We start from the raw sequence: 26,749 nt of genomic DNA, 5'->3' as shown, positions 1-26,749 counted from the left end.
ATTCATACACAATCCACCAGACAGGCCGGCGTCTGGCCAAACGTGTATGATAATTCATACACAAACCACCAAATAGGCCGGCGTCTGGCCAAACGTGTATGATAATTCATACACAAACCACCAAATAGGCCGGCACCTGGCCAAACGTGTATGATAATTCATATACAATTCACCAAACAGGCCGCACCTGGCAAAATGGCTATCCAAAGTCAGTGAAAACGGAATGCTGGACGCCCCGTTTTGGTAGAATGTTAAGTGGCAGGCATCCAGCTCGCCACTTTCCTGAAAAAGCAGGAACACAAAAGTTGGACGGAAAAACATTGCGTTTTTCCGCCCAACATTTTATTTTTGAGACTTATCGGACAGCCCCTTATCCCTGTTTTAGCTTTGATACTCCAGCATGGTCAAAATTAAAACAATCACTTCCGCTCTCGTTGCAGTTTGATTTGGAGCGAATAGATGATTTCCTCTTCCCTGGATAAGCCCTTCTTGAAACGCGACTTCCACATAAGGCCGGGCCCATCCCGCAATTGATCCGTATCTTTAAATTTCGGATTTTCATCTCCAAGAGGCGCCAAGTGCAGCGCTTTAGCAATCATGCGGACAAATTTAAACATTCCGGATAAATTCCAATACAACGGCCGGAGAAAGCCTGTAAACAAAGGAACGCGCAGCCTGCCTCTACTGAGCAAGCCGCGCGTTTATGTCGTTTCATGCATGATGCCCGATCATTCGAAATCCAGGATCACCTGTATCGTTCCGCTCGCATTCACCGTTAATACAACCGTTTCGGTCTCCTCATGGTAGTCCCCTTGGCTGGTGCGGATGGCGCGTTTTCCCTGCGGATGGGGCAAACGAATCTCCACCTTCTCAGCTCTGCGAAGGTCATCGTGGAACTGGACTTCAGCAATGATACGCCCGTTATCCGTGTCCGATTCGATACGCATGGAGATGGGGCCGAAGTAACTGACGGCATGACCTAATGAAATTTGTTTTCCTTGCTCCAGCCATACTCGCGGAACGCCCCTCAGCAGCTTGAGCGTCTCCCCTTCTTCCATATAGAGCATCCAACGGCATTGCATAAGGAACCAGCCTTCCTCGTGCGTCTTATGCGGGCTGGCATGCCAATAGTGCTCCCAGAACGTGTAGATGTCGCGATCCGCAAGCCCGGCCAATCCATTATAAAATGCCTTCAAGAATGGCTTGACTTCCCCTCGCTTGAGGTGAACCCAAGGATGAATGCTGTAATACGGCTGACTAAGGGCTACATTGCGTATGCACATCAGTTCGCTGTGAACATGCAATAAAAATGCCGCCTCCGGCTCCACCGGCTCCAACACCTCCTGGAACACAAGATATAACGGACCAAGCATCGAATCGCGCGCAACCATCGAGCCGTGCGTTCCCCACTTGCCGCCATCCGCGTAGAGGGACAAGGGTCCGCTGTATTCGGCCCATGGCGCACAAGAAGGAGCCCAGCTTCCGTCACCGAGCGGCACAACCGGGGATCTTGCCATCGTTTCACGCAAGGAACGTCTGATATCCGCTCTCAACGCCCGAGCTTCCCGCGCCATTTGCAAGGAGAGCTCGCTGTCGCTAAATGCCAGCGTTTCTGCCAGCCGCTTCAAGCCAAGATAGGCGTATCCGTTGAGCATATACGAGCGAAAATGGTCTTCGGGATCGGCCGTTTTCCCCTCCAGCATGCCATATCCGCCCCCGCGCAGATCCTCGCGCAAATTGCGCTCACGCCATTGCATGATAAATGTATAACTCTTAAGCAGCTTGGGTTTGATCCGCCGGAGCCACTCTTCGTCGCGCGTATAGCGGTAATGCTCCCCGATGCTCCACAATACGGCTCCTGTCTCCAGCATGTAACCATCATAATTCTGAATCAATCCGCTCTCATGCTGCTTATCGAGGAAGAACTGCAGCGACCTTTCCGCATTCTGAGCTGCCCCTATCGAGTCCATATATTGGATAATGGGAGAGCTCTCGGAGCCAATGCCGGGATAGACGCCAACGGCCGGCAATAACGTACCGTCAGGCTCCAACCCGTAGCTGACCAGATCCAGATGCATAAACCCCGCTTGCATCATCTCTTGAATGCGCGGCTCCGGAAGACGGATTTCGGCTGCAGACGACAGCTTGGACTTCCAGAAGGACAGACACTCGAGATGCCGCGCTTCGAAATGCTGTTCGCGCAGTCTGGTCGCCCGCTCTTGTACGATTGGATGATGCGGAATATAAAACTCGAACACGACCGACTGACCCGGCTTCAGCAATACGGCAATCTCCTCTTGCCATAACGGTTGTCCATCCAGCTTGGATACGGCAAACACCTTGCCCGCAGCATATTGTCCAAATCCTGTAGAACCGTCGAATTCCGCTACGCAGCCTGCCGGCATCGGGCTCTTGAACCAGGCATAACGAGGAACCTCGGCCTTGTTCGTCGCAATCGTTCTCGAGTAATACACCGTCTCTTCACGGGGATGGCGCCATTCTTCCGGCAACTCCTCGTATTGGGCGCGTTGTTCCGGCGTAAACATGTAGCTGGCGCTGGTCTGATCCGCAACCAAATAATGAGTGCCTTTCAGCGTTAATAAGGAGCTCGACTCCAGTGAAGCAAAAGCGGTATTGGCGTATTCCACCTCGCCATCCTCAATGACAGCATGAACAATGGGGAAGATTCCTTCCTCCAATCGGCGGGAAATCCGATATTCGCAGCCGAGCCCCCTGCCCAGCAAATAGTTGTAATGAACCGGGGTAGAATCCGATTCCGAACGGGATACGCCATGAGCGCCCATCCTCGGTCGGACGGAATCCCACATCCGCTCATTGTCGGTATTGCCGATGCCGCGAAAGTGGGCTTCAAAAATGCGAACATCCCGCGACAAGCCAAGCCATACCGGGCTAATCATAGCCCTTGTAGCTTGCGCTGCCGCTTCGTAGGATTCTTCCGCTTCCCCCTCGATCCGCTGCAGATCGGTCCGCCGCCTCTTTCCTTCAATGGTCTCTACCAACTGCTCATAGGTTTCTTGACACTCGGCTGTTGTTACGATAGCGCCGTATTCCCTTACATAAATCGGGAAATCTGCAGATACATCGCGCAGGAAAAAACTAAACGCATGTTGGTCTGCCCGGACATAGACCACAGTGGCATAAGCGCCTTCCCGATTGCACGTTTGGCTTATTTCCAACTCTATTCGTGCTGGATCATCTGACTTGAAAACATGCCTATTTTTATCGTAGTCGCCGTTCCCATAGCTCAGGCTGCCTTGCTCCAAATGACCATTCTTGACTGACAATGAACCTTCTGCAATACCATTCTTCAATAATAAAGCGATTCTCGACACCATCGTTTGGATCCCCTCGCGATTTGATTTCGGTGCAGCCTCCGTTTATGCATAACTTTAGAGCATGCTGCGATAGCCACCCCAAATGTAATCCTGTTCACCTCTCAAATCAACGACAAAAACATAGGATTTGGCCAAATTCTTATTCTGATGCGAGCACAGGCGTTCAGGAGCAATCCCTGTGGGGGATGACTTCCAAACGCCTGTTTTAAACTTTCGCCTATCTTCTCCAGGGGGAGCACTTCATTTTTAAGATCCCAGCAAATGATCGACGATCAGTCGATCAAGCTCCTCATAGTCCGTATCCTCTTGTCTGGCAGAAATGTGTTCGGTTTGCAATGACTTCGCTTTCTGAACTAAACGCTCGACTACAAACAAGGAATTGGATAAATGCTTGTAGGCAAGATCATCATTTTGTGTCCGCAGCGCTTTGACATCCAGGCCGACAAACTGTCCCTCTTGACCATATTGATGATCGAGCAGCACCCGAACTTGATTAAATGCTTGTCTCAGGTTGACAGATCCGAAGGAACGATCCTGATCAAATTTCAATCCGTTCTGGTCGTTCAAGTGGACTCCCCATAATTTGTTATGCGCTAAAGCAAACGTCATATCATCCGCCGGATCCAGACCCGCCAATAATGAATGCGCCGATTCGATGAGGACGCCTACCCGGTCAGGCGCTGACGTTAAATACGAAAGGGCAAGCGCATGACCTGCCGTGGGAATAAAGGATTTGTCCACGGGTTCGTTCGGTTTCGGCTCAATTAAGATACGAATATTTTTATTTGCCTCGAGCATGTAATTGATCGCTTCCACCAAGTATTCGACCGCGCGAACGCCACATTTGCTTTCTGGAACGAACGTCCCTTCACGAGCTAACCACAGAACAATATTGTTCGTGCCTAACTCTTCAGCAATCTCAAGCGCCTTTAGACTACGTTCCTTCGCATAATTCCGAAGCTGTTGCGAATTAGCCGTGTAAGCTCCATCCCGCGTTCGCTCATCCTCCCACAATCTCGGAGCGATGAATTCAGGCACCAATCCAACATTGCGCAGCTGCTGCTTCAATTCCTTGGCTTTGCTCCGCAGCACGGAGCCTTCAAAATCATTTACATTCGGTATGGCGTCATCATCATGTAATTGTATAGCATCAAAGCCGATCTCCTTAAGCCTCGCAAGCTTATGCTCAAAAGGAACCTCCTTGCGAACAGGAGGGCCGAACGGGTCCATCCCCGTATGAATATTCCATGGGCCAACTGAATAGCGGAACGATTTCAATTCGTCATCTCCCTTAGATTACATGCTAGATTTCCGCCTGAATATTTACCCATTGTCTTGAAGCCGAGGATCTTTCCACTGCTTCGAGCACACACTGGTTACGTGCTCCGTCTTCGAAGTTAGGAGCAGGGCTTCTACCTTCCGCGATCCCCTTGATAAACTCGCTCATCATGTTAATAAACGTATGCTCATAACCGATAATATGCCCGGCCGGCCAATAGGCTGAAGCATACGGATGCTCTGATTCCGTACAGTTGATCGTCCGAAATCCCTGCATTCCCGGCTCATCTGAATCCAAATACACCTGCAAATTGTTCATGTTTTCCAAATCCCAGCGTATCGAACCTTTGGAACCATTGATCTCAATCCGATTGCCGTTCCGATTTCCCTTGGCAAAACGTGTTGCTTCGAAGGTGCCCATGGCTCCGTCCTCGAACCGGGCAAGAAAGGCAACGGCGTCGTCCACATCCACTTCGCCAAACTGATTAGAGGTCATCGCCGCTCCCAAGCCTCCAGTCATTTCTCCGATGGGGCGCTTCTTAATAAAGGTTTCCATCATCCCCGTGACTTCCTTGATCTCTCCGACGAGAAACCGTGCCAGATCGATAATATGCGCCGCGAGATCGCCATGCGCCCCCGAACCGGCTACATCCTTGCGCAAACGCCAAACTAATGGAAAGTTCGGATCCATAATCCAATCTTGCAAGTAAACGGCACGCACATGATAGATTTGTCCCAGTTCCCCATTACGAATTAACTTTTTGGCATATTGGATGGCTGGGGCAAAACGATAAATGTGACCTATCATATGAACAACGCCTGCATGGCGGACGGCATCCAGCATTTGCAAGGATTCTTTCACGTTCATGCTGAGCGGCTTTTCACAAATAACATGCTTACCTGCTTGCGCCGCGGCAATTGCGATTTCGGCATGCATATGATTCGGTGTTCCGATGTCGATCGCATCGATGTCATCCCGTTCTAATAGACGGCGCCAATCCGTTTCATAAGAAGCCCAGCCCCATTTTTCTGCCGCGGCTTTAACGCCGGCTTCATCCCGTCCAGCAATCGCCTGCATCACGGGCTCTGCATCCAGATCGAAGAAGAAAGGCAAATTTCTATAAGCGAGGCTGTGTGCTTTGCCCATAAACTTATACCCGACCATCCCTATACGGACTTTCTTCTTACCCATATCCGATCACTCCCCGAATCGATTTATGCCCACCACATTTCCCCTAGCGGTTCTTTGTGCAAAACCTGCTGCAGGTTGCCGATTGCTTTGGTGAAACCTTCATTGACGGACATGAGACCATCTTCATGCTCAATACTCACCACATAGTCATACCCAACGAGTCGCAATGCGCTCATCATTTCGCCCCATGTCTTCAGATCATGTCCGAAGCCGACCGTGCGGAACTGCCAAGCGCGATCATTTAACCGAGTGAACAGCTGCATATCGGTTACGCCATGCTTATTGACGTTATTGGGATCAATCGATGTATCCTTGGCGTGAAAATGGTGAATGGCCCCCGCTTCGCCCAATAGGCGAACCGCCTGCACCGGATCGATGCCCTGCCACCACATATGACTTGGATCGAGATTGGCTCCGATCACTTCCCCAACTGCTTCACGCAAGCGCAGCAGCGTCCCAGGCGTATGTACAGAGAAGCCGCCATGCAGCTCGAGACCGATTCGAACATGATGGTTCTCGGCATACTTCCCCGCTTCCGCCCAATACGGAATCACTTTGTTCTCCCATTGCCATGATAGAACTTCCTGGTAATCATTTGGCCAAGTAGAAACCGGCCAGTTCGGATATTTGGCGCCATCATGATCGCCAGGACAGCCAGAGAATGTGTTTACGACTGGTACTTCCAGCCTTTCGGCAAGCTGGACGGTCTTGATAAACGTTTCATGAAACGGCCCGGCAATCTGTTGCTGCGGATGCAGCGGATTACCATGACAGCTTAAAGCCGAAATGATTAGCCCGCGAGAATCAATCGCTTTCTTAAATGCCTTCAGCTTCCCGCTATCGTTTAACAATTCGTCCGGATTGCAATGGCTGTTGCCAGGATAACCGCCGCTGCCAAGCTCGACGGCCTCTAGTCCCTTCGATGCAATGTAATCCAGTGCTTCCTCTAACGGCTTCTGGGCCAATAAAACAGCGAACACGCCTAACTTCATAGTCTGCTCCTCCTCGATTTCAAAATTCTATGATTTAACGAGACTTTGTCCTAATTCAATCATCTGTTTGGTGATGACTTCCCCAATATTCCGGACAAACGGGAGCTGTCCATACATAAACGAAGTGAACCACGCCGGGTAAGAATACGCTCCTTGTGACACCTCGTATTGATCTGGAGTCGGGATATAGCCGATAGAATCATTGGCTTGCCCGACAATGAACGTCTTATAAGGAGCAAGCTCGCGCTCAATCTCGACATGATAGGCATAAAAAAGCTCCGTCGGATGAGCGATCAACAATATATTCCCCAGTTTAAGCGCTTGCAGCTCCGTCTTTAGCACTGCGGGTTCTGGCTCATCATACTTGTCCCATACCGCCTTACAAACATCGCGTTCAAATCGAATGCGTCTTTGCGTCTTCGCAGGCAGCTCATCGAAATCCTCATATAGATGCTCAACCATCTCCAAATTGCGCAGGATCATCGAGCGCTCCAGAACATTTAGCGGCAATGAGATTGAAACCCTCTTCATCACGATAGCATCAATTTCCAGCGGCAGTGCCGACGATATCGCCTCTTCAACGAATCCAGCAAACCTGGCCGACAACTCATATACATTTTTAACGGACTGCTCTTGATTTTCGAAATTGTAAATGGAGTTTTGATCTCCCAGCGAACCCTGCAAGAACATGCCTGTAACCCCATATTGGGAACTAAGCTTATTGATCGCAATCCCGATAAAATCTCCGCAGATGAAGGAAGTATCCGCGCACATAACGACAGGGTGGACGGAGTAGTGAGAGAGGAATCCGATCATCTTGCCCTCATGCACGACCTTCAATAATTTCAGCGTATGATCGGACAATCCGCCAGGGCTTTCTTTCGAATGGCTTACCCGATTGTAGGCTATCCCTTCTACATGGGTTTCCCCGTATTCGAACGTTACGTCCACCATGCCGGCCAATGCGGCAACGGCAGCTTGAGCTATACGTTCTGGCATACCCGCCAAATAGTCGGAGTCCTTCTCACCCCATCCGATCAGATCGACAGTTGTCGGTCCAGAGTGGGAATGCGTTGCGCTAACCAGAATATGATCGAACGGAATCTGGCATTCCGCTTGGATCAAACTCCTGACTTGTTCGGTAATCTCCTTGCTAATGCCCAGCAAATCGCAAGAGATGATGACCCCTTTCACGTCCTCTGTCTGCCACGCAAATGCATGAGCGTATAAAGGTTCTAACACAGCCGTTGATTTCCGATTGATATGCCATCCAAAGCCGCATAGCTCAACCCCGACTGGAGGTGTAATATCCGTTGAACTGAAACCCGCTCTAATATTCCGTAGCATAACGCTCCCTCGCCTTCACCCTGTCTTCTTCACTTTATGCCTCTTGTCTTTATCGTCCCCGATCCTGCATACGTTCGTCTGGCTCCAGCCTAAAGATTTCAATGCCTTTCATCGGAGTCCCCAGATTTTTGGACACTTTGGCTATCAAATCATAATCCGAATAGTGGGTAGTGGCCTCCACGATGGCTCTGGCAAATGACTCCGGATTATCGGATTTAAACACGCCCGAACCAACAAACACGCCATCTGCTCCCAAATGCATCATCAAAGCGGCATCTGCCGGCGTCGCGACTCCGCCTGCCGCAAAATTAACGACCGGCAGCTTGCCTTTCTCATGAACGTCCAGCAGGAGCTCGTAAGGCGCGCCTGATGTTTTGCTTTCCACCATGAGTTCGTCCCTGGACATCGTCCGAACCTTGCGAATCTGTGCCTGGATCATACGCATATGACGAACCGCTTCCACGATATTGCCGGTTCCAGGCTCGCCCTTGGTACGTATCATGGACGCTCCTTCTCCGACTCGACGCAAGGCTTCTCCCAGATCACGCGCTCCGCACACGAATGGAATAGCAAACTCCCTCTTGTCAATATGGAACACATCATCAGCAGGAGTCAGTACTTCACTTTCATCAATATAATCGACCCCGATGCATTCCAAAATTTTAGCCTCTGTGTAATGGCCGATTCTGGCCTTGGCCATAACCGGGATGGATACAGCCAACATGATTTGCTCGACCAAGGCGGGATCGGCCGACCTGGCTACACCGCCGGCAGCCCGAATATCAGCGGGCACTCGTTCCAGCGCCATTACGGCAGTCGCACCCGAGGCCTCCGCGATTCTCGCTTGCTCGGCATTCATCACATCCATGATGACGCCGCCTTTTTGCATCTCCGCCATTCCTCTTTTGACCTGCTGCGTTCCTGTTAACATGGCATCTTCACCTTGTCCCATTACTTGCGGGCAAATTCGGCAAGCTCGCCGACATTCGCTCTCAATTTTTTGATCGCCTCTACAAAAATATCGCAGCCCTCGCGATTGGTCATCAGCATCATATGCATAAAGTTGAGCGATTCTTCCTCGTAGGCCTTCTTGCATACGGGAAGATCGAATCTTCGAGGATCGATCTGCTGCCAATACGTTTCGGACAATCGATGCGTCTTTTTGCTGTGCGGACGGTACAACGGGCTCATATGCAAAGGCTCGTAGGTTGTTCCATAATGGAAGGACTCATTATCCAGTTCAGCCTTGAGCGCTTCCAGAAACTTTAGCTTGGGAACGCCTTCCCATGCGCTTGCGTCATAACGCAGCGTCAAATTATAGAAGGCTTGCCTTGTTATTTTCGGATGACGATACATCGGTTTGATGCCTTCAATATCGCTTACCTGGTTTTCGATATACGTGGCGTTGATTTCCCGATGCGCATTCTGCTCCTCGAGTCGCGAAAGCTGTACAATCGCAAGCGCCGCTTGTAACTCAGACAATCTGAAATTGCCGCTTTGCATGGCCTCCGCGCCCTCACGCACTGCCCGACCGCAGAATCGCAGCGAATGGAGTAAATCCGACAGCCTGCTGTCCTTCGTGGTTAATAAACCGCCTTCGCCGGAATTCAATATTTTCGAGGATTGCAGACTGAACGAACCAATGGTTCCAAGCGAGCCTGCCGCCTTTCCATCCCATCTAGCGCCTTGTTGATGCGCACAGTCTTCGATGATATACAAGTTGTGCTTATCGGCAATGGCCAGCAGTTCATCCATATTCGCCATTCGGCCGTACAAGTGAACAGGAATGATACATTTGGTTCTCTCGGTAATTGCCGCCTCTATTGCTTTGGGGTCAATCGTATACGTCTCCGGGTCGACATCTACCAGAATAGGAACCGCATTGACATCCAGAACAGTTGCCGCGGTAGCCTGCCAAGTCAAGCCTGGAACGATAACTTCATCCCCGGGACCAATCTCCAGCGCTTCCATCGCCATACGCAATGTAACCGTACCATTGGATGCCGACACGCTATAGGGAACCCCGCAGAACGCCGCAAACTTCTCTTCCAATTCCTTCTGCTTGGCTCCGCCAAGTCCCCATACGCCGCTTCTCATCGTATCCGCCACTGCGTCTACATCGCTTTCATCGTAATAAGGAAAACTTGGCATTTCGAATTTCCCGACCGGTTTGCCGCCTAAAATTGCTAATTTGTTCATCTCTACTACCTCCTAGTCGTCTATAACCCTATTCTAGAGGCGTCGGCAGTAGGTTGAAATGTAAGGAATAACTCGAATAATGTATATTCCAACTATGCACCGCAAAGCTGTGAATTCCTGTGTTTAAGCTCTAGATTTCCGATATTGCGTAGGCGTAAGCCCCGTTTCTTTTTTAAATATTTTGCTGAAATGATATTGATCATAATAACCGAGAGAAGATGCCACGGCATTCATACTTTGATCCGTTTCACTCAAATAATGTTTGGCCTTATCTATTTTGTAATCTTCGATATATTGCATGATTGTGTGCCCTGTCTCCGATTTGAAAATGGAGTTTAAATAATTTGCACTTATACTTACTTCTTGGGAAATTTCAGACAATCGCAATACGCGATTATGGTTTTGATCAATGTATTGCTGAACCCTCTTAACGACAGACTTCTTCCATTTCTCGCTGGAGTTCGATTCTTTTTTGTTTTCCATTTTCCGTAGCAAATAAATTAACACTTGCAGAATATAGATTTTAATTAATTCGATCTGCAGCGAAGACTGATGTTCAAGCTCATTCTTCAACTGATGCTGAATAAAGTGATCTTCGAACTCACATTGAAATTCGTTGCCCTCGATTAACAAAATGTTGTTTGCACAGTCCCTATAAAATAAAATGGGCAATATTTGATGGTAGTCGAATCGAATCCAGAGCGCTTGGTAAGGAGTGCTTCTTCCCGGCAGCTCATCATGCCAAACGCCGGGCGGAAGGAGACATACATCTCCTTCTTTCAAAGCCAACATTTCATCCCCGTATTTCATCGCACAATGTCCTTGTAAACAAATGTATAGCTCAGGAGATCCGTGCTTATGGGGCTCGAAAACAGCCTCATATCGATCCTCCCCCATCCATCCCTGTTCTAGCTTGCGCTTATCCATCTCGGAGCCGGCGACAAACCAATTCCCCATAAAGTTCTGCTGAAGCTTATAGATGGATGATGAAATACAATCCTTGAGATGCATGTAAATGGTTCACCTCTTCCGAAGACAGGTCCATCCGCCTTACCAGGCAATGTCCTTAAAAGTATGCGTTTCTGCCGACTCCTTAGCTTTCAAGCAAATAAGAGCGCTTAACAAACCCGCATCCAGCGGCGTGTTTGAACGTTCCTTCCCTTGCATCACCTTCAGAAAATTGATAGCTAAAGCAATATCACCGCCACTATGCGAAAGCTGCGAGGAATCCACTTTATAAGTTTCAACTCGGGGCGTGCTGTGCATATAGACATGAACTTCATCTGTTCCCCAATCAAATTCGACTGTGCCCTCGTAGCCGATCAGCCTTGCTCCTCGTTTTGCCGCGCCCTTCCTGACGAAAAAGTTTTGCGAATAGGCGACATGCATACCCGACTCATAGATAACAATGGCACTGCCTGAGTCCTCATTGCCAGTATCCTCCGCAAATGAGCACATCTCCCCATGGGACTGCTCTGATTTGAAATTTTTCAGAACAAAGGGGCTTTCAGGACAAGTATGATATTCCTCACAATCCTTACAATAGAGCCCGTTAGGCTTATCCCCCTTGAAAATTTGCTTCGACTTCACTGCACAGACAGATACAGGCTTTAAGCCAATCAAATAATTAATATAGTCGAAATCATGGGTCGCCTTCTGAAGAAACATGCCACCGGTTTCCTTCTCGTTCCTGTACCAGTCATGAAAATAAATGCTGCCATACGGCACATTGTTGACCGCTTGCACATGTTCAATGCGGCCAAGCTTCCCCGAATCTATGATTTCCTTCACAAGCTTTACAAGAGGCGTGTTCCTAAGAGGGAAAGAAACTACCACTTCACTGCTGGAAGCGGCTCCGGCTGCCTTTAATGATTGAAGGTCCTCCATTGTTGTCGCCACCGGCTTCTCCAGAAACAGGGGCAAATTTCTTCGAAACACCTTCTTGGCCATAAATGTGTGCAAGGAGCATCGCGTTCCAATCATGACGCCATCCAATTTCTCCTTGTCCAGCATTTCATCCGCGTCGGCGTATATAGGAATGCCTGCAAAATTTCTTCCTTTATCCGCTAGCTGCCTTCTTACTTTGTCGATGTTAATATCCGTAATGGCAGTAAGTTCAACGCCCATGTGCAAATTCAGCAGTTGCTCGACAACCATTTCTATTCTCGCTCCGTAACCAATTACACCTATTCTCATTAGAATTCTCCTTACATTTGAAGTTCCTTTTCAGTTAGCACACCATCAATGTATACCCCTCTACCTTCGACATCAACGACAAAAACATATCATTGCGCCAAATTTGCAATATAAACGGAGAATCCGGATTAATGACAACGCCTGCGAGCTACAAAACTTGAATACACAAAGTTTTGTAGCTGCAGGCGTCTGCAGCTGCTATTAAAATTCGTAATAGTCGTGGATCGTTACGATTAAATGAATAACCTCTGCTCTGGTCGCCTGTACCAAGGGAGCAAACTGACGATTGCCTCTGCCCTTAATAAATCCTGCATCATAAACCGCAGCAACGTAGGGACGAGCCCATGCAGGAATCTGTTCCGCGTCGGCGAAATCAAGGCTGCTCTCCACCGGAGCCAGCTTCAGCGCCCTTGCCATCATAACAGCCATTTCTGCGCGGGTGACCTGACGTTGAGGGTGAAGCATTCCGTCTTCATAACCATTGATAATCCCTGCATGGACCGCTTTCCTGATAAAAGGCGAAGCCCATGCCGGGATGCTGTCTGCGTCGCCAAAAGTCAATTTCTCCGGTCCATCCTCCAGCTTTAACGCACGCGCAAGAATAGCTGCAAATTCCATACGCGATAACTTGCTGTCGGGGCGGAATGTTCCGTCTCCGTATCCGTTAACGATGCCAAGCTCAATGGCTCTGTTAATGGATGACTTTGCCCAGTGAGACGCAGGGACATCCACAAATTTTAGCCCCGGCTTCGGACCCGGAGTTGTGTTTGATGACGGACTTGGTGTTGCGCTGGGAACCTCGCTAGGGCTCGCGCTTGGTGTCGGGCTTGGTGTAAGGTTTGGAGTCGGGCTTGGTTCCTCGGCAGGACTTGGGCTTGGCGAAGGTGTCGTATCGACAAAGCTAACTGTAAATTGCGAGGCTGCGCCAGCGTCATACTCCAGTTTAAATACAACCTCCGAACCGTTTAAACTAGCCAGATAACTTTTCTTGAGCAGTAATACATTATTGTTTATGCTGTATTCCTGCCCTTCTGTCAGTTGGAACATGCCGTTATAGACCCCTGTCAAGGCATGTCCATTTAACAGCAAGACCATCTCGATATCCGCCGCCATTGCAGGGTTTCTATCGAATTGGGCTTGCGTCTCCAAGACCCAGGCATCATGCAACGTTTCCCTGTATACGCCGACCTCATTCAAGTGCATCTGATTGCCTGCCTGTCCGGGTCCGTCGGGTTTCAGCGCTCTTACTTCCAGATAACGTACATCGTGATCTGCGAAGCTTACTGCGTAGTGTCCGCCTGTGAACTGCTCGACACTCCCCAATACTTGATAGCTGACACCGTCCTCGGAACCGGCAATCTCGAATGCTGTCGCATAGTTAATATCATGCATGGAGCCCTTCACTAGATTCACTGTGACAACCTCGCCCAGATCCACTTCCCAGCTCCAGGCAAAAGATTGATTGGAAACCGCTGCCGTTTCATCATCGCCATCATTTGCAAGATTCGGACCATGACCCTGATGTGTATGACTGATCACTCTCTGGTTTGTATTCGTATCGATATAATAGGCCGTGGCAGGCTTGTTAAGCGCATAATTATCGGACAGGACCATGAGATTCGAGACTTCGATCTCTACGCTATCCGTATATGCTCCCTCAGCGGTCGTCACCGTAATGACAGCATGCCCCTGCTGTTTTGCAATGACTTGCCCCTGTTGATCCACGCTTGCAATCAGCGGATTGCTGGAGTGCCAGCTCACCCCGGTATTCGTTGCATAGGAAGGAACAACATGGGCTATAAGCATTTCCCGGTCGCCGCTTACCAATTTCAACTGCTCTGGCTCAATGCGGACAGATCTAACCGACCGATCCACTTCATAGCCTTGCGCCATTTCGGCTTCGATGACGAGATCGGTCTCCAAATCGACCCGCAAGGCAACGTTTCCGTAAGCGTCCCGAACATTCAGGTTTTTGTATTTGGCCCCTACGGTTGTCTCCGGCTGATCATGTTCCAGGCCAAGCAGCCACTGAGATACCGTTCGTCCCATCAGCAACGGAGGCACGACAATTTCCCGCTTCAGCCATACTCCGACGCCTTTGCTGCTCAAATCGGAAGAAGGACTCGCCGATATTCCCCATTGATCCAACAAGCCGATCTGATCCTTTAGCTTCTTGCCGTCTGTCGTCAGCAGATCAATTCCGCCGATGCCAGCCTTCGCATCCAGCAGCATCACTTCATATTCGATCCGATCCCCAGCTTGAAGTATATACGACTTGGTCGATACAGGCTGATAGAGAAAGCGGTCTGTATCCTCGGAATCCGTCGTTGTTCCGATTAAGACGGCCTCTCTCTCGTCATACAATTCGACCTCATAGATCGACAAAGCTTCGCTTGACAAGCCGGCATTCGACCATGTCAACGATAGCTGTACGTATCGCGCTTGCTGATCGTCAAAGCGCAGAGTTTCCCATTGCCCGGAAGTTACCGTCTCTTCGAGAGCAACTTGGTAGATTTCCCCGTCTAGCGACGTTAATAAAGTCGCTTCTGCTTGATGTCCAGCGTTTTCCGTCGCATGTCCCATCAACAAACGGAGTTTGTTGAGTTGCTGAACCGACCCCAAATCCAGGCTCCATCTCCACGGATCGGTTTCAGAGGTTCTGGCACTGGTATATGGATTGCCGTCATTGGCTTTCTCCGCTTCATGACCCATCACCAAATCGGCAGACGTGTCATCATACGCAACTGCGCCAGCCAATTGACCCAGTGCACGATTCGATGAATTGTAAATACTAATTTCCGCTATAGCCATTTGCTGCCCGTCGGCGGGAACGATTCGAACATAACGGGCATTCTGCACACTAGTAAGCACATAAAGCCCACCATCAAAACCTGTCACATCGGCAATTGATGTATAGCTCTCGTCATCTGTGGAAGTCTCTATCGTAAATTCACTCGCATAAGCCGACACCGGCATCGTAACATTGACCTGATTAAAAGCCGTAATCTCACCCAAATCAACCGTTGCGGTCCAGTCGCTTAACGACGGCGCCTGTGCTATCGATGCTGCGTTATTGTCCACTATCGCTTCGTAACCAAATGATTTGTAGGTAGGAAAGGACAGAGAATCGTTGTAATAAGCTGCTCCGGTTCCGGATAAGGCCAAATTATCCAACGACTGATTATTGTATACTTCAAGCTCCTGAATTTGCATTTGGACCCCCGGCTGACTTGGTCCATCGGGCTTGATCGCTACAATGGCTATATAACGGGCTTCAATCGTATTGGCGAAAATATGCTCATTCGGCCCGCCGCTTGCCCCAACAACCGATTTCAGTTTCTTAAAGCTTCCTGCTTCTTTGGCAACCCAAATATCATATTCGGTCGCATAGAGCGTACTAGGCATATCCAGTACCATTCGATCCACATTCTGCACAGAGCCTAGATCCAGATGATATTGCCAGGCAAACTCTCCTGTCGCAGCGGTTGTTGTCTCGTCATCACCGTCGATCGCCTTTTCCGGCCCATGCCCATTATGCAGGACAGCCGGCCGATTGGTGCCTGGTCGTATCGTTCCGCCGCCGATATAAAATGCTCTCGCCGGCTTCTTATAGGCCAAATTAGTCAAAGATTGATTATTATAGATTTCCAATTCCTGAATTTGCATTTGTATGCCCGGCTGTCCCGGTCCATCCGGCTTTACCGCCTCAACCCTGACGTATCTGGCTTGAGCGGCCGTGTCCAGAACATGCTCATTTATTCCTCCGTGTCCGTTCGTTGCCTCTATAAGCTTGGAGAAATGAATGCCATTGTCGGAAATCAGAACGTTATACTCTGTAGCATATAACTGCTCATGCATATCAACTACAATTCGATCAATCGATTGAACGGACTCCAGATCCACCTGCAGTTGCCAAGCAAATTCTCCCATGGATACCGCTGTAGTCACCCGATTGCCATCGACCGCCCTGGAAGCAGCATGTCCTGCATGCATATCTGCTTCCCGCCCCTCCGGCAACAGGTAAGAAACGATTACTTTTTTGTTCAACGCCAGGTTGTCCAACCAGGTGTCTTCCTTCGTCGTTACCGACAAAGGGCTTGATGAAGAGGAAACATTTAATTCTGCGTCCCTTGCTCGGACGGACAACGAATAGGTCTTGCCCGGATGCAAATGGGCTACTCTAAACGAGGTATCCTCTGTAATGCCGACTACCATGCCGTCGCGCCAGATTTCATACCCCGTTACTTTCACATTATCCTGCGCAGGCATCCACTGCAAAGTCACGCTATGATCGTCGACAACCGTAGCCTGCAACCCTGTCGGCGCAGATGGCGGTTCCTGATCCGTCTTGGCAGGCAGAGGATTTAGATTGCGGTACTCCGCCTCCAACCCGGCCTGATTAATAAGACTTGCCGGAAGGTACGAAACCTGATCCGCGAATTGATTGCCGACGTAGCGGGCATTGCGATTGCCCGTGTATACGGTATTATCGTACAAAGAAGTCGTTTCGTCCCAGAAGTTGTAGGAAAACAGTGAATTCCCTCGATTGTCGTTTAGAAACAAATGAAAACTGCCAAGGATGTCAAATGACACATTATTCAGCACCGTATTATAGCGGCTTTTGTTATCCAAATAGATAGCCCCGTGTGTATGAACGTCATAAATCACATTGCCTGCAATAAGTTGATTGGGGCTGGCGGACAAAGAATAGATGCCCGCACCGTCAATAACGGTGTGCATGACATTCCAGATTTTATTATGAATAATCTGATTGCCGTCAACGATGGTTGGAGTGGGATAATTATAATAACCGCCCTCGTCGACTTCTCCCCATCCCCATCCGATGGATATTCCCGAATACGGGAGGTCAGTAAGCTCGTTATGCGCTACGACCGTGTTTTTCGTATATCCGACCCAAATGCCAACCGAGCCATGGTATTCCACACCTGCCTGTGTAATAAAATTGTTGCTGATTTCATTGCCGTCCACATGTCTTCTTTCGTCACGGGGAAGATAGTCATCCTCTTTGATATCGCCTAACATAATTGCATTGCCGGAAATGTCCTGGAATATATTGCCCCGCACGACATTGTTTTTGGCGCCATAATCCACATTCAGGCCAACTGCTCCGAGATGCTCGAATGTGTTGCGCTCGAAACGGATTTGATGTCCTCCGCTAACCGTTACATTGGCGGGAACCTTGCGGTCATCGTAAGAATGAAAGCTCATCCGATAATCAAGCGGCGGCATAATATTGGCCTGAATTTCCCGGTAACCATGAGGTCCATTCGGCTGAAGCCATGTTGCATAGGAGAACGTTAACCCTTCAAAAACAATGTTCTTAATGGGGGCGTCCAAAGTACCCTCGGCTTGTACAAGCGTTTCCAAAACAGGGGCAATGACTTGGGCCGTACTTAGATCCTCACCCAGACGGGGCTTGTAATAGAGGTAACGCTCGGTTCTGTCCAGATACCATTCCCCTTCTTCGTCCAGCAACTCATAGGCATTCTCAATCCAGGTCGGATTGTCCACAGCAACTCCTCGGCCTGTAGCAGCTATATAACAGGGTTCATCCATCGTAATGTCGGCGCCTGATATGGAGGATACGCCGCATCGGGTCTCCATCCACAGCTTTCGAAACACAAATTCAATATCATCCGCGTTCCTCCACTCCGCCATGGACAGATCTGTCGTCGTATAACCCGCTGTCGTCTGCACGGCTCCCGGAAGTTCTCCGCCTCTGGCGCGCTCTGCGCGCACACCGTTTACATAGAGCTGACGGGTTTCAAGCTCCTCTGATACTTCGGCCCGATAAATATGGGCTGTGTTATCATATAGAGCCCAATCTTCAATCGAAATCCCTCCGCTAAGTACCGGAGTTTCGTCGGGATAAGCCTTGTAATAGACATCGAAACCGTTACGACCGGAATCCTCCGAAGTCAATTGAAACGTCTCGTCCAACACATAAGTGCCCCCGCGCAAATAAACAATAATATCTGAGTCCATGTCGTCATTGATCGTTCTGACTTTATCCCGTCCTCCCTCAAGTGAACAAGGAGCCGCTATGGAGCACAAGGTCCCGCTCCCGTCCGGATCAATAAAAATCTCATCTATGGTAGCGTTTGCAAAGACAGGTGTAGACAAGTAGCCTACCGCCCCTTGTATAAGCAGGCCTATCACGAGCACATACGCTAAAAAAATGCGCTTAGTTTTCATTACAGATTACCTCCCGTTATATACTGAAATTAGGCGTCAACATTGTAATACCCTCGTTTCTCTAACGAAGCGAGGGTATGTTTTCAACAACGAATAAGTCTTTGCACTATTTGCTTTTCTTCCACTCATCAATCTGTCTTTGCTTCTCGGCTATCACTTTGTCGGCGCCCGCACGGTTTAGCTTATCCAGAAATTCCGGCAGCTTGTCTGCAGGATTCATCGTACCGGTCAGAAGACCTTTACTATATTCGGAGTAAACAGAATCTAATTGCGCCAACTCCGACTTAACCGGCTCCGCATCAAACACAAATCCGAGAAGCGGAGATGCTTTGGCTTCATTGTTAAGCTTCTCCGTCACCGCCCAAATATCGGCCTCGGCAGCTTCTGGCGTTGTATAATAACCCAGGAACTGATTGCCGAACATCCAGTCCGAGTTCGGTTGATAGCTGCTGTCCGCGATATACTCAATCAGGTTCTCCGAAATTTTTGTATAATGTTTACCTTCAACGCCGCTCGCCATCAGACGGTATAATTCCTTGTCGGAGCTCATCAGATCAAGGAACATCGCGGCCCGCTCAGGGTTTTTGGACGTTCTGCTAATTCCCGTCATCGTAGCGATCGCACGATTGGTCGTAATTAACGGCTCAGTAATGGTAATATTGACGAACTCTTCGCCATATGCCGCTTTCGTCTCCAGATCGGAACCCGGCTTGAGCGGCAAGGAGAAGGTGCCTGGCAATTCGAATTGTCCGGCATTGTTCAGCGCCGCTTTCCGCTCATCCGTATTCATCGCGGCATCGCGCGGGATAAAGCCCTTCTCTCTCCAGCTATAGTAGGTTTCAACTATATTTCTGAATTCATCCGACGCATACTGGTTGACGACGGTAAGATTGGGATCATCCAGCTTGACCCATCCTACGCTGTTATCGCCTCCGACACTGTCAAACCCGTAATAAGGCGGGGCATTCGTAAATTGATCGCCGCCGAAAAATGCCGGGTAGTCTTCATCCCACTTCTCATAATAGGGCTCAAAATCCTTAAACGTTTTGAGCGAAGCAACATCGATATCGTACTTATCCACGTACTTTTTGGCGATCTGAGCACCATATGGCATAGCGACGATCTGCCAGTTAATTGCGCCATATATGTTTCCTTTTATTTTTGTAGCCTCCCATACCTTCTCCGGTACTACACTTTTTAGATTAGGAGCATATTGGTCCAACAAGTCGTTTAGCGGCAACAATGCGCCTTTTGCTGCATTTTTGTAATAATCGTTGGACCATGGAGCCGTGAACATCAAATCAAACGCCTCGCCGCCGGCGCTCATAATATTCATTTTCTGATCGTAGGCGCCCCAATCTATTGGCATCAATTCAATAGAAGCATTGATTTTTTCATTCAATATTTTATTCATTTCCGCCTCAACCGTCGCCTTGTCCGTCATCTTCTGTACATTACCGGGGAAATACCACGTCAACGTGACATGCTCCTCCGTTGCATTTGCTGTCTCTTCTTGCGGTGCTGTCACCGAAGAATTTTCAGGCTTGACTGTCGCGGGGGTATTGCCGTTGTTTGCATTCTTGGTACTGCATGCTCCTACAAGCGCGACTGCAAGGAACATCGCCATCGCTGTTGCCCAGAATTTCATTCCATACTTCTTGCCCATACTTCTTCCTCCCTTTTTATGCTGATTCGTTTATCCCGGATGTCTCCGTGGATGAGGCCATTGTATTGGAGTTTTTAAGCTCAAGTGAAGGATAAAAAGTATGTTTTTAGATACAAAATGCAGATTTTAGATGTTAAAAATCGATGATCCGACTATGCCCTATTTTGTTGAATTATTGTCTTCGAGAAGAGGCTGAACAACCAACTTATTGCGGTATTCCCGGAGCGATACTCCCATCTTTCTTTTGAATATCGTATAAAAATACTTTTTATTGGTGATGCCCTGCTCTTCGAGTAGAGCGTCCATATTCGATGCATCCCCAATCCGTTCCATGATCCTGGCAATCCGGTAATCTGTAATGAATTCCGAAACGGATACCCCATGAATGTCCCTGAAAATTTTACTTAGATACACCTTGGAATATTTCAAATAGTCAGCAATCGACTCCAGACATAAGGACGGATCTTTGTAATTCTGATAGATATAGGAAATAACAGAATCGGCCAAAGCCGACGATCTCCTTTCCTTGCGTTCCCATACCAGCCATGTAATTCTGGAGAACACCTCCTCCAATCTAACTTGAATCTCATCGAGCGTTTCTATATTGAGCAATTCCTTTAAAGAAATGCTCCAATCAACATGGCTTCCGTCTCCGCCGCCGTAATCTTCAAGATCCGATAAACGATTATAGACGCTATAGGCAAGCTGCAGCACGTTGGCAATAGCCGATTCGTATTTAAGCTGCTTTTGACGCTTCAGAATCTCATCCAAAATTCGTTTCGCCTCTTCAAGCTGACCGTTCGTGAGCGCATCCATCAGCTCTGTTTCCTCGTTCGCCAGGATTTTATCAACCGAGCGATGGTTCTCCGCTATTTTTTCTGTCAGCAGGGAGCCGCGTCCGTAGACAAATCGATATTGCGATAGCTGCTGCAGGTGGTTAATCAGAGCAGGAACCTCGCCAGTATCGGTCACTACATCGCTGACCACGCAAGTAAAGGAGAAATTCAAATGGGTCTGACACCAAGCCTGTGCTTCAGCAAGCAGCCCCGTCATCTCGCGCTCGTCACTTTCCCATGTATCCTGCGAAACTTGCACAATGGAAATGATCTGTTCCTCGCTAACCTCAACGCTTTCACATGAAAAATGTTTCGCCAGATGCCCTTGGACGACATTGGCAAGCGCAAAGCGCATCAGTTCGCGTTCCTTGGCACTAAAGCGCTGCGAGAATTGATGAAAGTCATCAATTCTGCACAAGACGATAAGGATCGGTTGGGTACTATCAATTTGAATAAGTAAATCATCGTTTTCCACGTGTCGTGATAGGACGCCAGTTCGAACAAAATGCCGCAGCATCTCTTTCTTTTTTGTCATGCGCCGATTGCGATACGATTCCGATATCATCCCGTCAAGAAGAGCAATTTCATCCTGGCTCGTATGCTCAACGGCTTGATAACCTTGTACATTTATGATTTTGTTCCTTAATTGCTTAAATGGAGAATGGATTCGAAATGACATGAAAACAGCGACAGCAATACCCATAATCAAGACAAGAGCGGCGACCTGAATCGTAATCGTTTTGATCTGATGCAAATTCGACAAAACCTGCGAGTACGGTTGAAGCATCACATAATACCAGTTCGTTGGCTGCGAGCGGCTGAAGATGATTAAATAATCTTCTCCATCCAAATCCAGCTTGAGATGACCCATATCCGCTTCTCCAATTGCATCCAGAATAGAGCGGCGGGCTTTTTCATCCCCCTTGTGCTCATTGCCGCTTGAGCTTGCGATGAGCTCTCCCTCTGTATTCAGTACGATAGCTTCACTCTGGTTCTGACTGCTCCTCTGCTTTAACCTGTCGGTCATATTGCTTAAATATTCACTTTTAACATTAAGAATAACAGCCCCGTCCACCCCGCCATCGGAGGATCGGAATTCATAAAAAATATAAGTAAAAACCTGTTCTTTGACACTCCGATTATAAGGGTTAACGATTTCGCGAGCTACAGGAAGCAAGGTCGGAGCTTGCCGATTGAGCATTTCCGTAATAGCTGTATCGAAAAAAGGTTTATCCAGCGTCAGCATTTCCCCCCAGCTTCCCAAATACCTCTCCCTTTTTTTGTTGTAAACATAAATAGAGTGTACAAATGGATTGACCTCGACCAATTGCTTCAGCCGGATAGACTCTCTTTGCAACTCATCAAAATCATTATTATCTTGATACATAAGCGCTATCGTCTTGGGGTCCAGAAAAATATGAAATAACAAATTAATCGCATTTTCGTTCATATAATCCACGCTGTAGCTAATTTGCTGCAAGTAATTCAAATGGGTGACCGCCACAGACTCCAATGTGTTTTTCTCGAAATTACGATACAGCAAAATAGACAAAGTAACTGTAAGAAGGACCAGCAAGGCCGTAAACGATACAATTAATTTAATCAGAAGCCTTCGAGGAAATATTCTTCGCAACAATCCTTATCACCCTCAACGTTTATTGAGAATAGTCTACTCCTTGACTGCTCCTACCGTAAGTCCCTTAACCAAAAAACGTTGAAAAAAGAGGAAAACGATCGTTATCGGAGCAATCGACAATACGGCCAGAGCCATACGCGCCGTTTCCGCCGGCATTTTGGCTGCAGTTGTAATGCTATTGGGGTTCAAGGCCGCCGCCTGGATATTGCTCATCATCATAACCAGCAAATATTGCAACGATATTTTGTTTTTGTCTTCAATGTACAATAACGTAGTAAACCAATCGTTCCAGTAATTCAAAGATGTCAACATGCCGATTGTCGCTAGTGAAGGAAGTGATAATGGAAGTATGATGGTTGCAAAAATTCTCCATTCTCCCGCGCCTTCCATATAGGCCGACTCTACAATCGAATCAGGAATCGTTTTAAAAAACGTTCGCATAATAAAGACATAGAAGGGGCTGAGCAAGCCGGTCAGGATCAGTATGCCAAAGGTGTTTTTTAACTCCAAATATTGCTGAATCCAAATATAAGTTGGAACCAGTCCGCCATTGAATAACATCGTAAACAAAACGAAAAAGGTTATTTTCGAGCGAAGCGTAAACGATCGTCGCGACAGAGGATAGGCTAACAGGGAGGTAACGAATAAACTCGCCAGCGTACCCACTAGAGTTACGATAATGGTGATTCTATAGGACATATAAAGCTGAGTGGCGTTAACTAGAATATAGCGATAGGCTTCAAGGCTCCATTTCCCGGGAAGCAGTGAGTAGCCCTGCAGGGTTAACGTGTTTTCGTCCGTAAAAGAAGCCGACACGACCAGGACGACAGGAAGCAGAAAGATAAGAGCACTAAGGATCGTCACCCCGCTTACAATGACTGTAGAAATACGACTTCCTTTGATCGATGCATGCATGTCTCTATTCCTCCTGTGCTAGAACAACGATTGTTCTCTATCTATTTTTCTAACGACGAAATTGGCCGTTACGATCAGAATTAAACCAACAATGGATTGATAAAAACCCGCTGCGGAAGACATTCCCACATCTCCGACGGTCCTAAGCATCCGGAACACATAAGTATCGATAACATCGGTTGTAGAATAAAGCATCCCCATATCGCGTGTTACGTTGTAAAACAGTCCAAAATCCGCATAAAAAATTTTGCCGATGGACAAAAGCACCAAAATGATAATAATTGGCGAAAGCAGCGGAAGTGTAATGTAGCGAATTTGCTGCATTTTCCCGGCTCCATCGATCACTGCCGCTTCGTAATAATCAGAAGAAATGCCTAGTATGCTTGCCAAATAAATGACACTGTTGTAACCTAACATTTTCCATATTGCCGTAATTGTCAAAATGGCTGGCCAATACTCTGGCGAGTTATACCATTCGATAGCCTCGATGCCGAAATAACCCAGAATATTGTTGACCAAGCCGTTGTAGGTTAATAAAGCATAGACGAAATAACCTACGATAACCCATGAAAGCAAATGAGGCAGCAGCATCGTCGACTGCACGAACCTGCTGAGCACTTTTATGCGAATTTCATTGAGAAGCAACGCAAAACCAATCGAGGCGATCGTGCCGAAAAAGATAAACAGAAAATTGAGAAACAATGTATTGTACGTAATTCGCCACGCGTCCTGCGAAGCAAATAAAAAATCGAAATTTTTAAATCCGACCCAAGGGCTGTTCCATAACCCTGTGCTATAGTTGTAATTTTTGAAAGCAATAACAAGACCAAACATCGGTACATAGGCAAACAGCACAAGATACACCAGTCCCGGAAGCGTCATCCCCAATAACGCGCCATCCTTCCTCCATCTTCTTCGAAGCGATTCCAACATCCTACAATCACCTTCACCATTCCTTATTTAGCCGCTCGTCCGTCTGGTCTCGGCTATACCCCTTATCATAGTGCGCTCAACGATCAATACCAACGATAAATACACAAGAAAAGTTCAGATTCCGTGCTATATCGCTCGGACAATAAAATGACTTGCGAACCATCGTCGATTATCCGCCTCTGTTGGCTCAAAAAAGGCGGCTACTTCATTGTCTGAAGTATACCGCCTGCTTCTATATCTCTATTCTTTCGTTTCGGCTACAGCCACTCTAACGACGAGATCCGTGCCATAGGGATATCCGCTGGCTTGGAGACAAAATAACCCGGACTGTCGATCGTGAACGAAGGGGACCTCCTCCTGATTGTCCAACCAGCGAACGCCCGTTATTGCTTTTCCAACACCTTCGAACGAGCGCGGACCTGTAAAGTTTCCGCCAGCGACGACGTGAGAGCTGCCTGCAATGGCCAGCCGATGAACAAAGAAATAAAGTTTGCCTGCCGAATTCTCAAGAGCAAAATCTTGTTCACCTCCTGAAATGCTCGTAGGGCGAGTCTCGTAAAGAGCCTCTTCATGGATCGCCGACCAATTTCCGATCGCGCGGAGCAATCCATACTCCATGGCACCGACAGCACCGTCCCCTTGCAGCCCGATATTCAGCAAGTAATTTGCCCCTACTTTGCGACAGGAACAAAAAAATTCTATCAGTTGTCCCAGTGATTTATAATTAAAATCCCGCAGGCCGACTCCCCAATGACTGTTGATTGTCTGGCACATCTCGCCCGCAACATATTTGGGCATTCCTCGTCTGTCCATCGCTGACGGCCTGCCCTGCTCGAAGGTCACGCAGTCAATCTCGGGATGACCGTACGCGCCTTGCGCGCCCAAACCGGAATTGTTGACGATGATGGCATTGGGCTGATGCTTGCGAATCAACTCGTACAATGCCCCCTCTTCCCAATCTGCATCCGGTTTATCCCAATTCCCGTCGAACCAGAAGCCCCCGATCGGTCCGTAACGGGTGCACAGCCTCTCAATGGACGCTCGCAAATAACGCAAATAGGCTGGAAAATCCGTAACATATTCCTCTCGATGCCAGTCCAGAGTCGTATGGTAGAAAAACGGCATAATGCCGAACTCTCTACAGCCTTCAACGAATTCATGCGCGAGATCTCTTCCCGCCAGGCTATGTACCGAGTCATACTCTCCAAGTCCAGAGGTATCATATAGCGAGAAGCCATCATGATGACGCATGGTAAGGACAATGTATTTCATCCCTGCATCTCTCGCCAATTCGGCGATGCGTCTCGCGTCAAAGTCCTTGGCCGTAAAAGAATCCGCGAGTTTTGCATACTCGGATGAAGGGATTTTTTGCGCATCCATGACCCATTCGCCTTGCCCGAGCGCAGAATAAAGTCCCCAATGAATAAACATGCCAAAAGCCATATTTTCGAATGATCGGATATAAGGCAAGGGCTGCGGTACTTCATGCATCATTTCATTGCTCCTTTTATGTATGATTTATTTGCAAACTCATCAAGCTGAAGTTCCACTTGAAGTTACACTTGATTCTCGTTTCCCATCCTATATTCAAACCCGTACGACAGCAACGACAAAATCGTATGATTCGGACAAAAATTGAATCTCTAATCTCTATAAAGATAAAAAATCACCCTTACGGGTGATTTAAAGTTTCGGATGCATACTCGCATGCCTCGAATCTACTGTTCCGACGCCATTGTGTATGATTTATCATACTCGCGTGCCTCGAATCCGCCATTCCGACGCCATTGTGTATGATTTATCATACTCACGTGCCTCGAATCCACTATTCCGACGCCATTGTGTATGATTTTTCATACTCGCATGCCTCGAATCCACTATTCCGGCGCCATTGTGTATGATTTTTCATACTCGCGAGCCTCTAATCCACTATTCCGACGCCATTGTGTATGATTTTTCATACTCGCGTGCCTCGAATCCGCTATTC

Annotated in this window: 16 protein-coding genes; all 16 read right to left on the bottom strand. The window is 48.2% G+C overall.

The annotated features are described in order from the left end of the window. Nucleotides 1-381: 381 nt before the first annotated feature. Nucleotides 382-507, bottom strand: coding sequence for an S-layer homology domain-containing protein (locus PAT3040_RS40035; RefSeq protein WP_181376694.1), 126 nt, complete (start codon nt 505-507; stop codon nt 382-384). A 221-nt stretch (nt 508-728) separates the two neighbouring features. Further along, nucleotides 729-3,356, bottom strand: a complete 2,628-nt coding sequence (locus PAT3040_RS17890; RefSeq protein ID WP_108993805.1) for a glucosidase family protein — start codon at nt 3,354-3,356, stop codon at nt 729-731. A 246-nt stretch (nt 3,357-3,602) separates the two neighbouring features. Continuing rightward, nucleotides 3,603-4,634 (bottom strand): TIM barrel protein, encoded by a 1,032-nt coding sequence (locus PAT3040_RS17885; protein WP_108993804.1) that lies wholly within the window; start codon nt 4,632-4,634, stop codon nt 3,603-3,605. Between the two features lie 25 nt (nt 4,635-4,659). Next, nucleotides 4,660-5,826 carry a Gfo/Idh/MocA family protein gene (locus PAT3040_RS17880; RefSeq protein ID WP_108993803.1) on the bottom strand — a complete coding sequence of 389 codons (1,167 nt, stop codon included), beginning with the start codon at nt 5,824-5,826 and terminating at the stop codon, nt 4,660-4,662. 23 nt (nt 5,827-5,849) lie between these two features. Further along, nucleotides 5,850-6,818: a sugar phosphate isomerase/epimerase family protein gene (locus PAT3040_RS17875; RefSeq protein ID WP_108993802.1), complete on the bottom strand. Its 969-nt coding sequence runs from the start codon at nt 6,816-6,818 to the stop codon at nt 5,850-5,852. A gap of 27 nt (nt 6,819-6,845) precedes the next feature. Further along, the gene (locus tag PAT3040_RS17870; RefSeq protein WP_108993801.1) at nt 6,846-8,165 is read right to left on the bottom strand and encodes a neutral/alkaline non-lysosomal ceramidase N-terminal domain-containing protein; all 1,320 of its coding nucleotides are present in this window, start codon (nt 8,163-8,165) and stop codon (nt 6,846-6,848) included. A gap of 49 nt (nt 8,166-8,214) precedes the next feature. Continuing rightward, nucleotides 8,215-9,096, bottom strand: coding sequence for a pyridoxal 5'-phosphate synthase lyase subunit PdxS (gene pdxS, locus PAT3040_RS17865; protein WP_108993800.1), 882 nt, complete (start codon nt 9,094-9,096; stop codon nt 8,215-8,217). Nucleotides 9,097-9,116: 20 nt separating this feature from the next. Then, nucleotides 9,117-10,364 carry a DegT/DnrJ/EryC1/StrS family aminotransferase gene (locus PAT3040_RS17860; protein ID WP_108993799.1) on the bottom strand — a complete coding sequence of 416 codons (1,248 nt, stop codon included), beginning with the start codon at nt 10,362-10,364 and terminating at the stop codon, nt 9,117-9,119. Nucleotides 10,365-10,487: 123 nt separating this feature from the next. Then, nucleotides 10,488-11,375, bottom strand: a complete 888-nt coding sequence (locus PAT3040_RS17855) for a helix-turn-helix domain-containing protein (protein WP_108993798.1) — start codon at nt 11,373-11,375, stop codon at nt 10,488-10,490. A 39-nt stretch (nt 11,376-11,414) separates the two neighbouring features. Beyond that, a complete protein-coding gene (locus PAT3040_RS17850) occupies nt 11,415-12,560 on the bottom strand; it encodes a Gfo/Idh/MocA family protein (protein WP_108993797.1) in 1,146 nt (381 codons plus the stop codon). Between the two features lie 201 nt (nt 12,561-12,761). Continuing rightward, nucleotides 12,762-18,776: a discoidin domain-containing protein gene (locus tag PAT3040_RS17845; RefSeq protein ID WP_108993796.1), complete on the bottom strand. Its 6,015-nt coding sequence runs from the start codon at nt 18,774-18,776 to the stop codon at nt 12,762-12,764. Between the two features lie 106 nt (nt 18,777-18,882). Continuing rightward, nucleotides 18,883-20,442: an ABC transporter substrate-binding protein gene (locus tag PAT3040_RS17840; RefSeq protein ID WP_108993795.1), complete on the bottom strand. Its 1,560-nt coding sequence runs from the start codon at nt 20,440-20,442 to the stop codon at nt 18,883-18,885. Between the two features lie 159 nt (nt 20,443-20,601). Further along, entirely contained in the window at nt 20,602-22,911 is a 2,310-nt protein-coding gene (locus PAT3040_RS17835; RefSeq protein WP_146200453.1) for a cache domain-containing protein, read from the bottom strand. Nucleotides 22,912-22,947: 36 nt separating this feature from the next. Then, nucleotides 22,948-23,829 carry a carbohydrate ABC transporter permease gene (locus tag PAT3040_RS17830; RefSeq protein ID WP_108993793.1) on the bottom strand — a complete coding sequence of 294 codons (882 nt, stop codon included), beginning with the start codon at nt 23,827-23,829 and terminating at the stop codon, nt 22,948-22,950. Between the two features lie 18 nt (nt 23,830-23,847). After that, entirely contained in the window at nt 23,848-24,762 is a 915-nt protein-coding gene (locus tag PAT3040_RS17825) for an ABC transporter permease (RefSeq protein ID WP_258235031.1), read from the bottom strand. Between the two features lie 240 nt (nt 24,763-25,002). Next, nucleotides 25,003-26,256, bottom strand: a complete 1,254-nt coding sequence (locus tag PAT3040_RS17820; RefSeq protein WP_219930295.1) for an alpha-L-fucosidase — start codon at nt 26,254-26,256, stop codon at nt 25,003-25,005. Between the last annotated feature and the right edge of the window lie 493 nt (nt 26,257-26,749).

Origin of the sequence: Paenibacillus agaridevorans, assembly GCF_003112455.1 — a bacterium.
In the GTDB taxonomy this organism is placed as follows: Bacteria; Bacillota; Bacilli; order Paenibacillales; family Paenibacillaceae; genus Pristimantibacillus; species Pristimantibacillus agaridevorans.
The sequence above is the reverse complement of the archived record's forward strand: the minus strand, read 5'-3'. Positions and strand labels throughout refer to the sequence as shown.

What these genes read in the sequence shown, in the direction of transcription:
- PAT3040_RS17890 (WP_108993805.1), bottom strand. Translation starts at nt 3,356, where the DNA reads ATGGTGTCGAGAATCGCTTTATTATTGAAGAATGGTATTGCAGAAGGT.
- PAT3040_RS17880 (WP_108993803.1), bottom strand. Translation starts at nt 5,826, where the DNA reads ATGGGTAAGAAGAAAGTCCGTATAGGGATGGTCGGGTATAAGTTTATG.
- PAT3040_RS17875 (WP_108993802.1), bottom strand. Translation starts at nt 6,818, where the DNA reads ATGAAGTTAGGCGTGTTCGCTGTTTTATTGGCCCAGAAGCCGTTAGAG.
- PAT3040_RS17870 (WP_108993801.1), bottom strand. Translation starts at nt 8,165, where the DNA reads ATGCTACGGAATATTAGAGCGGGTTTCAGTTCAACGGATATTACACCT.
- pdxS (WP_108993800.1), bottom strand. Translation starts at nt 9,096, where the DNA reads ATGTTAACAGGAACGCAGCAGGTCAAAAGAGGAATGGCGGAGATGCAA.
- PAT3040_RS17860 (WP_108993799.1), bottom strand. Translation starts at nt 10,364, where the DNA reads ATGAACAAATTAGCAATTTTAGGCGGCAAACCGGTCGGGAAATTCGAA.
- PAT3040_RS17855 (WP_108993798.1), bottom strand. Translation starts at nt 11,375, where the DNA reads ATGCATCTCAAGGATTGTATTTCATCATCCATCTATAAGCTTCAGCAG.
- PAT3040_RS17850 (WP_108993797.1), bottom strand. Translation starts at nt 12,560, where the DNA reads ATGAGAATAGGTGTAATTGGTTACGGAGCGAGAATAGAAATGGTTGTC.
- PAT3040_RS17845 (WP_108993796.1), bottom strand. Translation starts at nt 18,776, where the DNA reads ATGAAAACTAAGCGCATTTTTTTAGCGTATGTGCTCGTGATAGGCCTG.
- PAT3040_RS17840 (WP_108993795.1), bottom strand. Translation starts at nt 20,442, where the DNA reads ATGGGCAAGAAGTATGGAATGAAATTCTGGGCAACAGCGATGGCGATG.
- PAT3040_RS17830 (WP_108993793.1), bottom strand. Translation starts at nt 23,829, where the DNA reads ATGCATGCATCGATCAAAGGAAGTCGTATTTCTACAGTCATTGTAAGC.
- PAT3040_RS17825 (WP_258235031.1), bottom strand. Translation starts at nt 24,762, where the DNA reads ATGTTGGAATCGCTTCGAAGAAGATGGAGGAAGGATGGCGCGTTATTG.
- PAT3040_RS17820 (WP_219930295.1), bottom strand. Translation starts at nt 26,256, where the DNA reads ATGATGCATGAAGTACCGCAGCCCTTGCCTTATATCCGATCATTCGAA.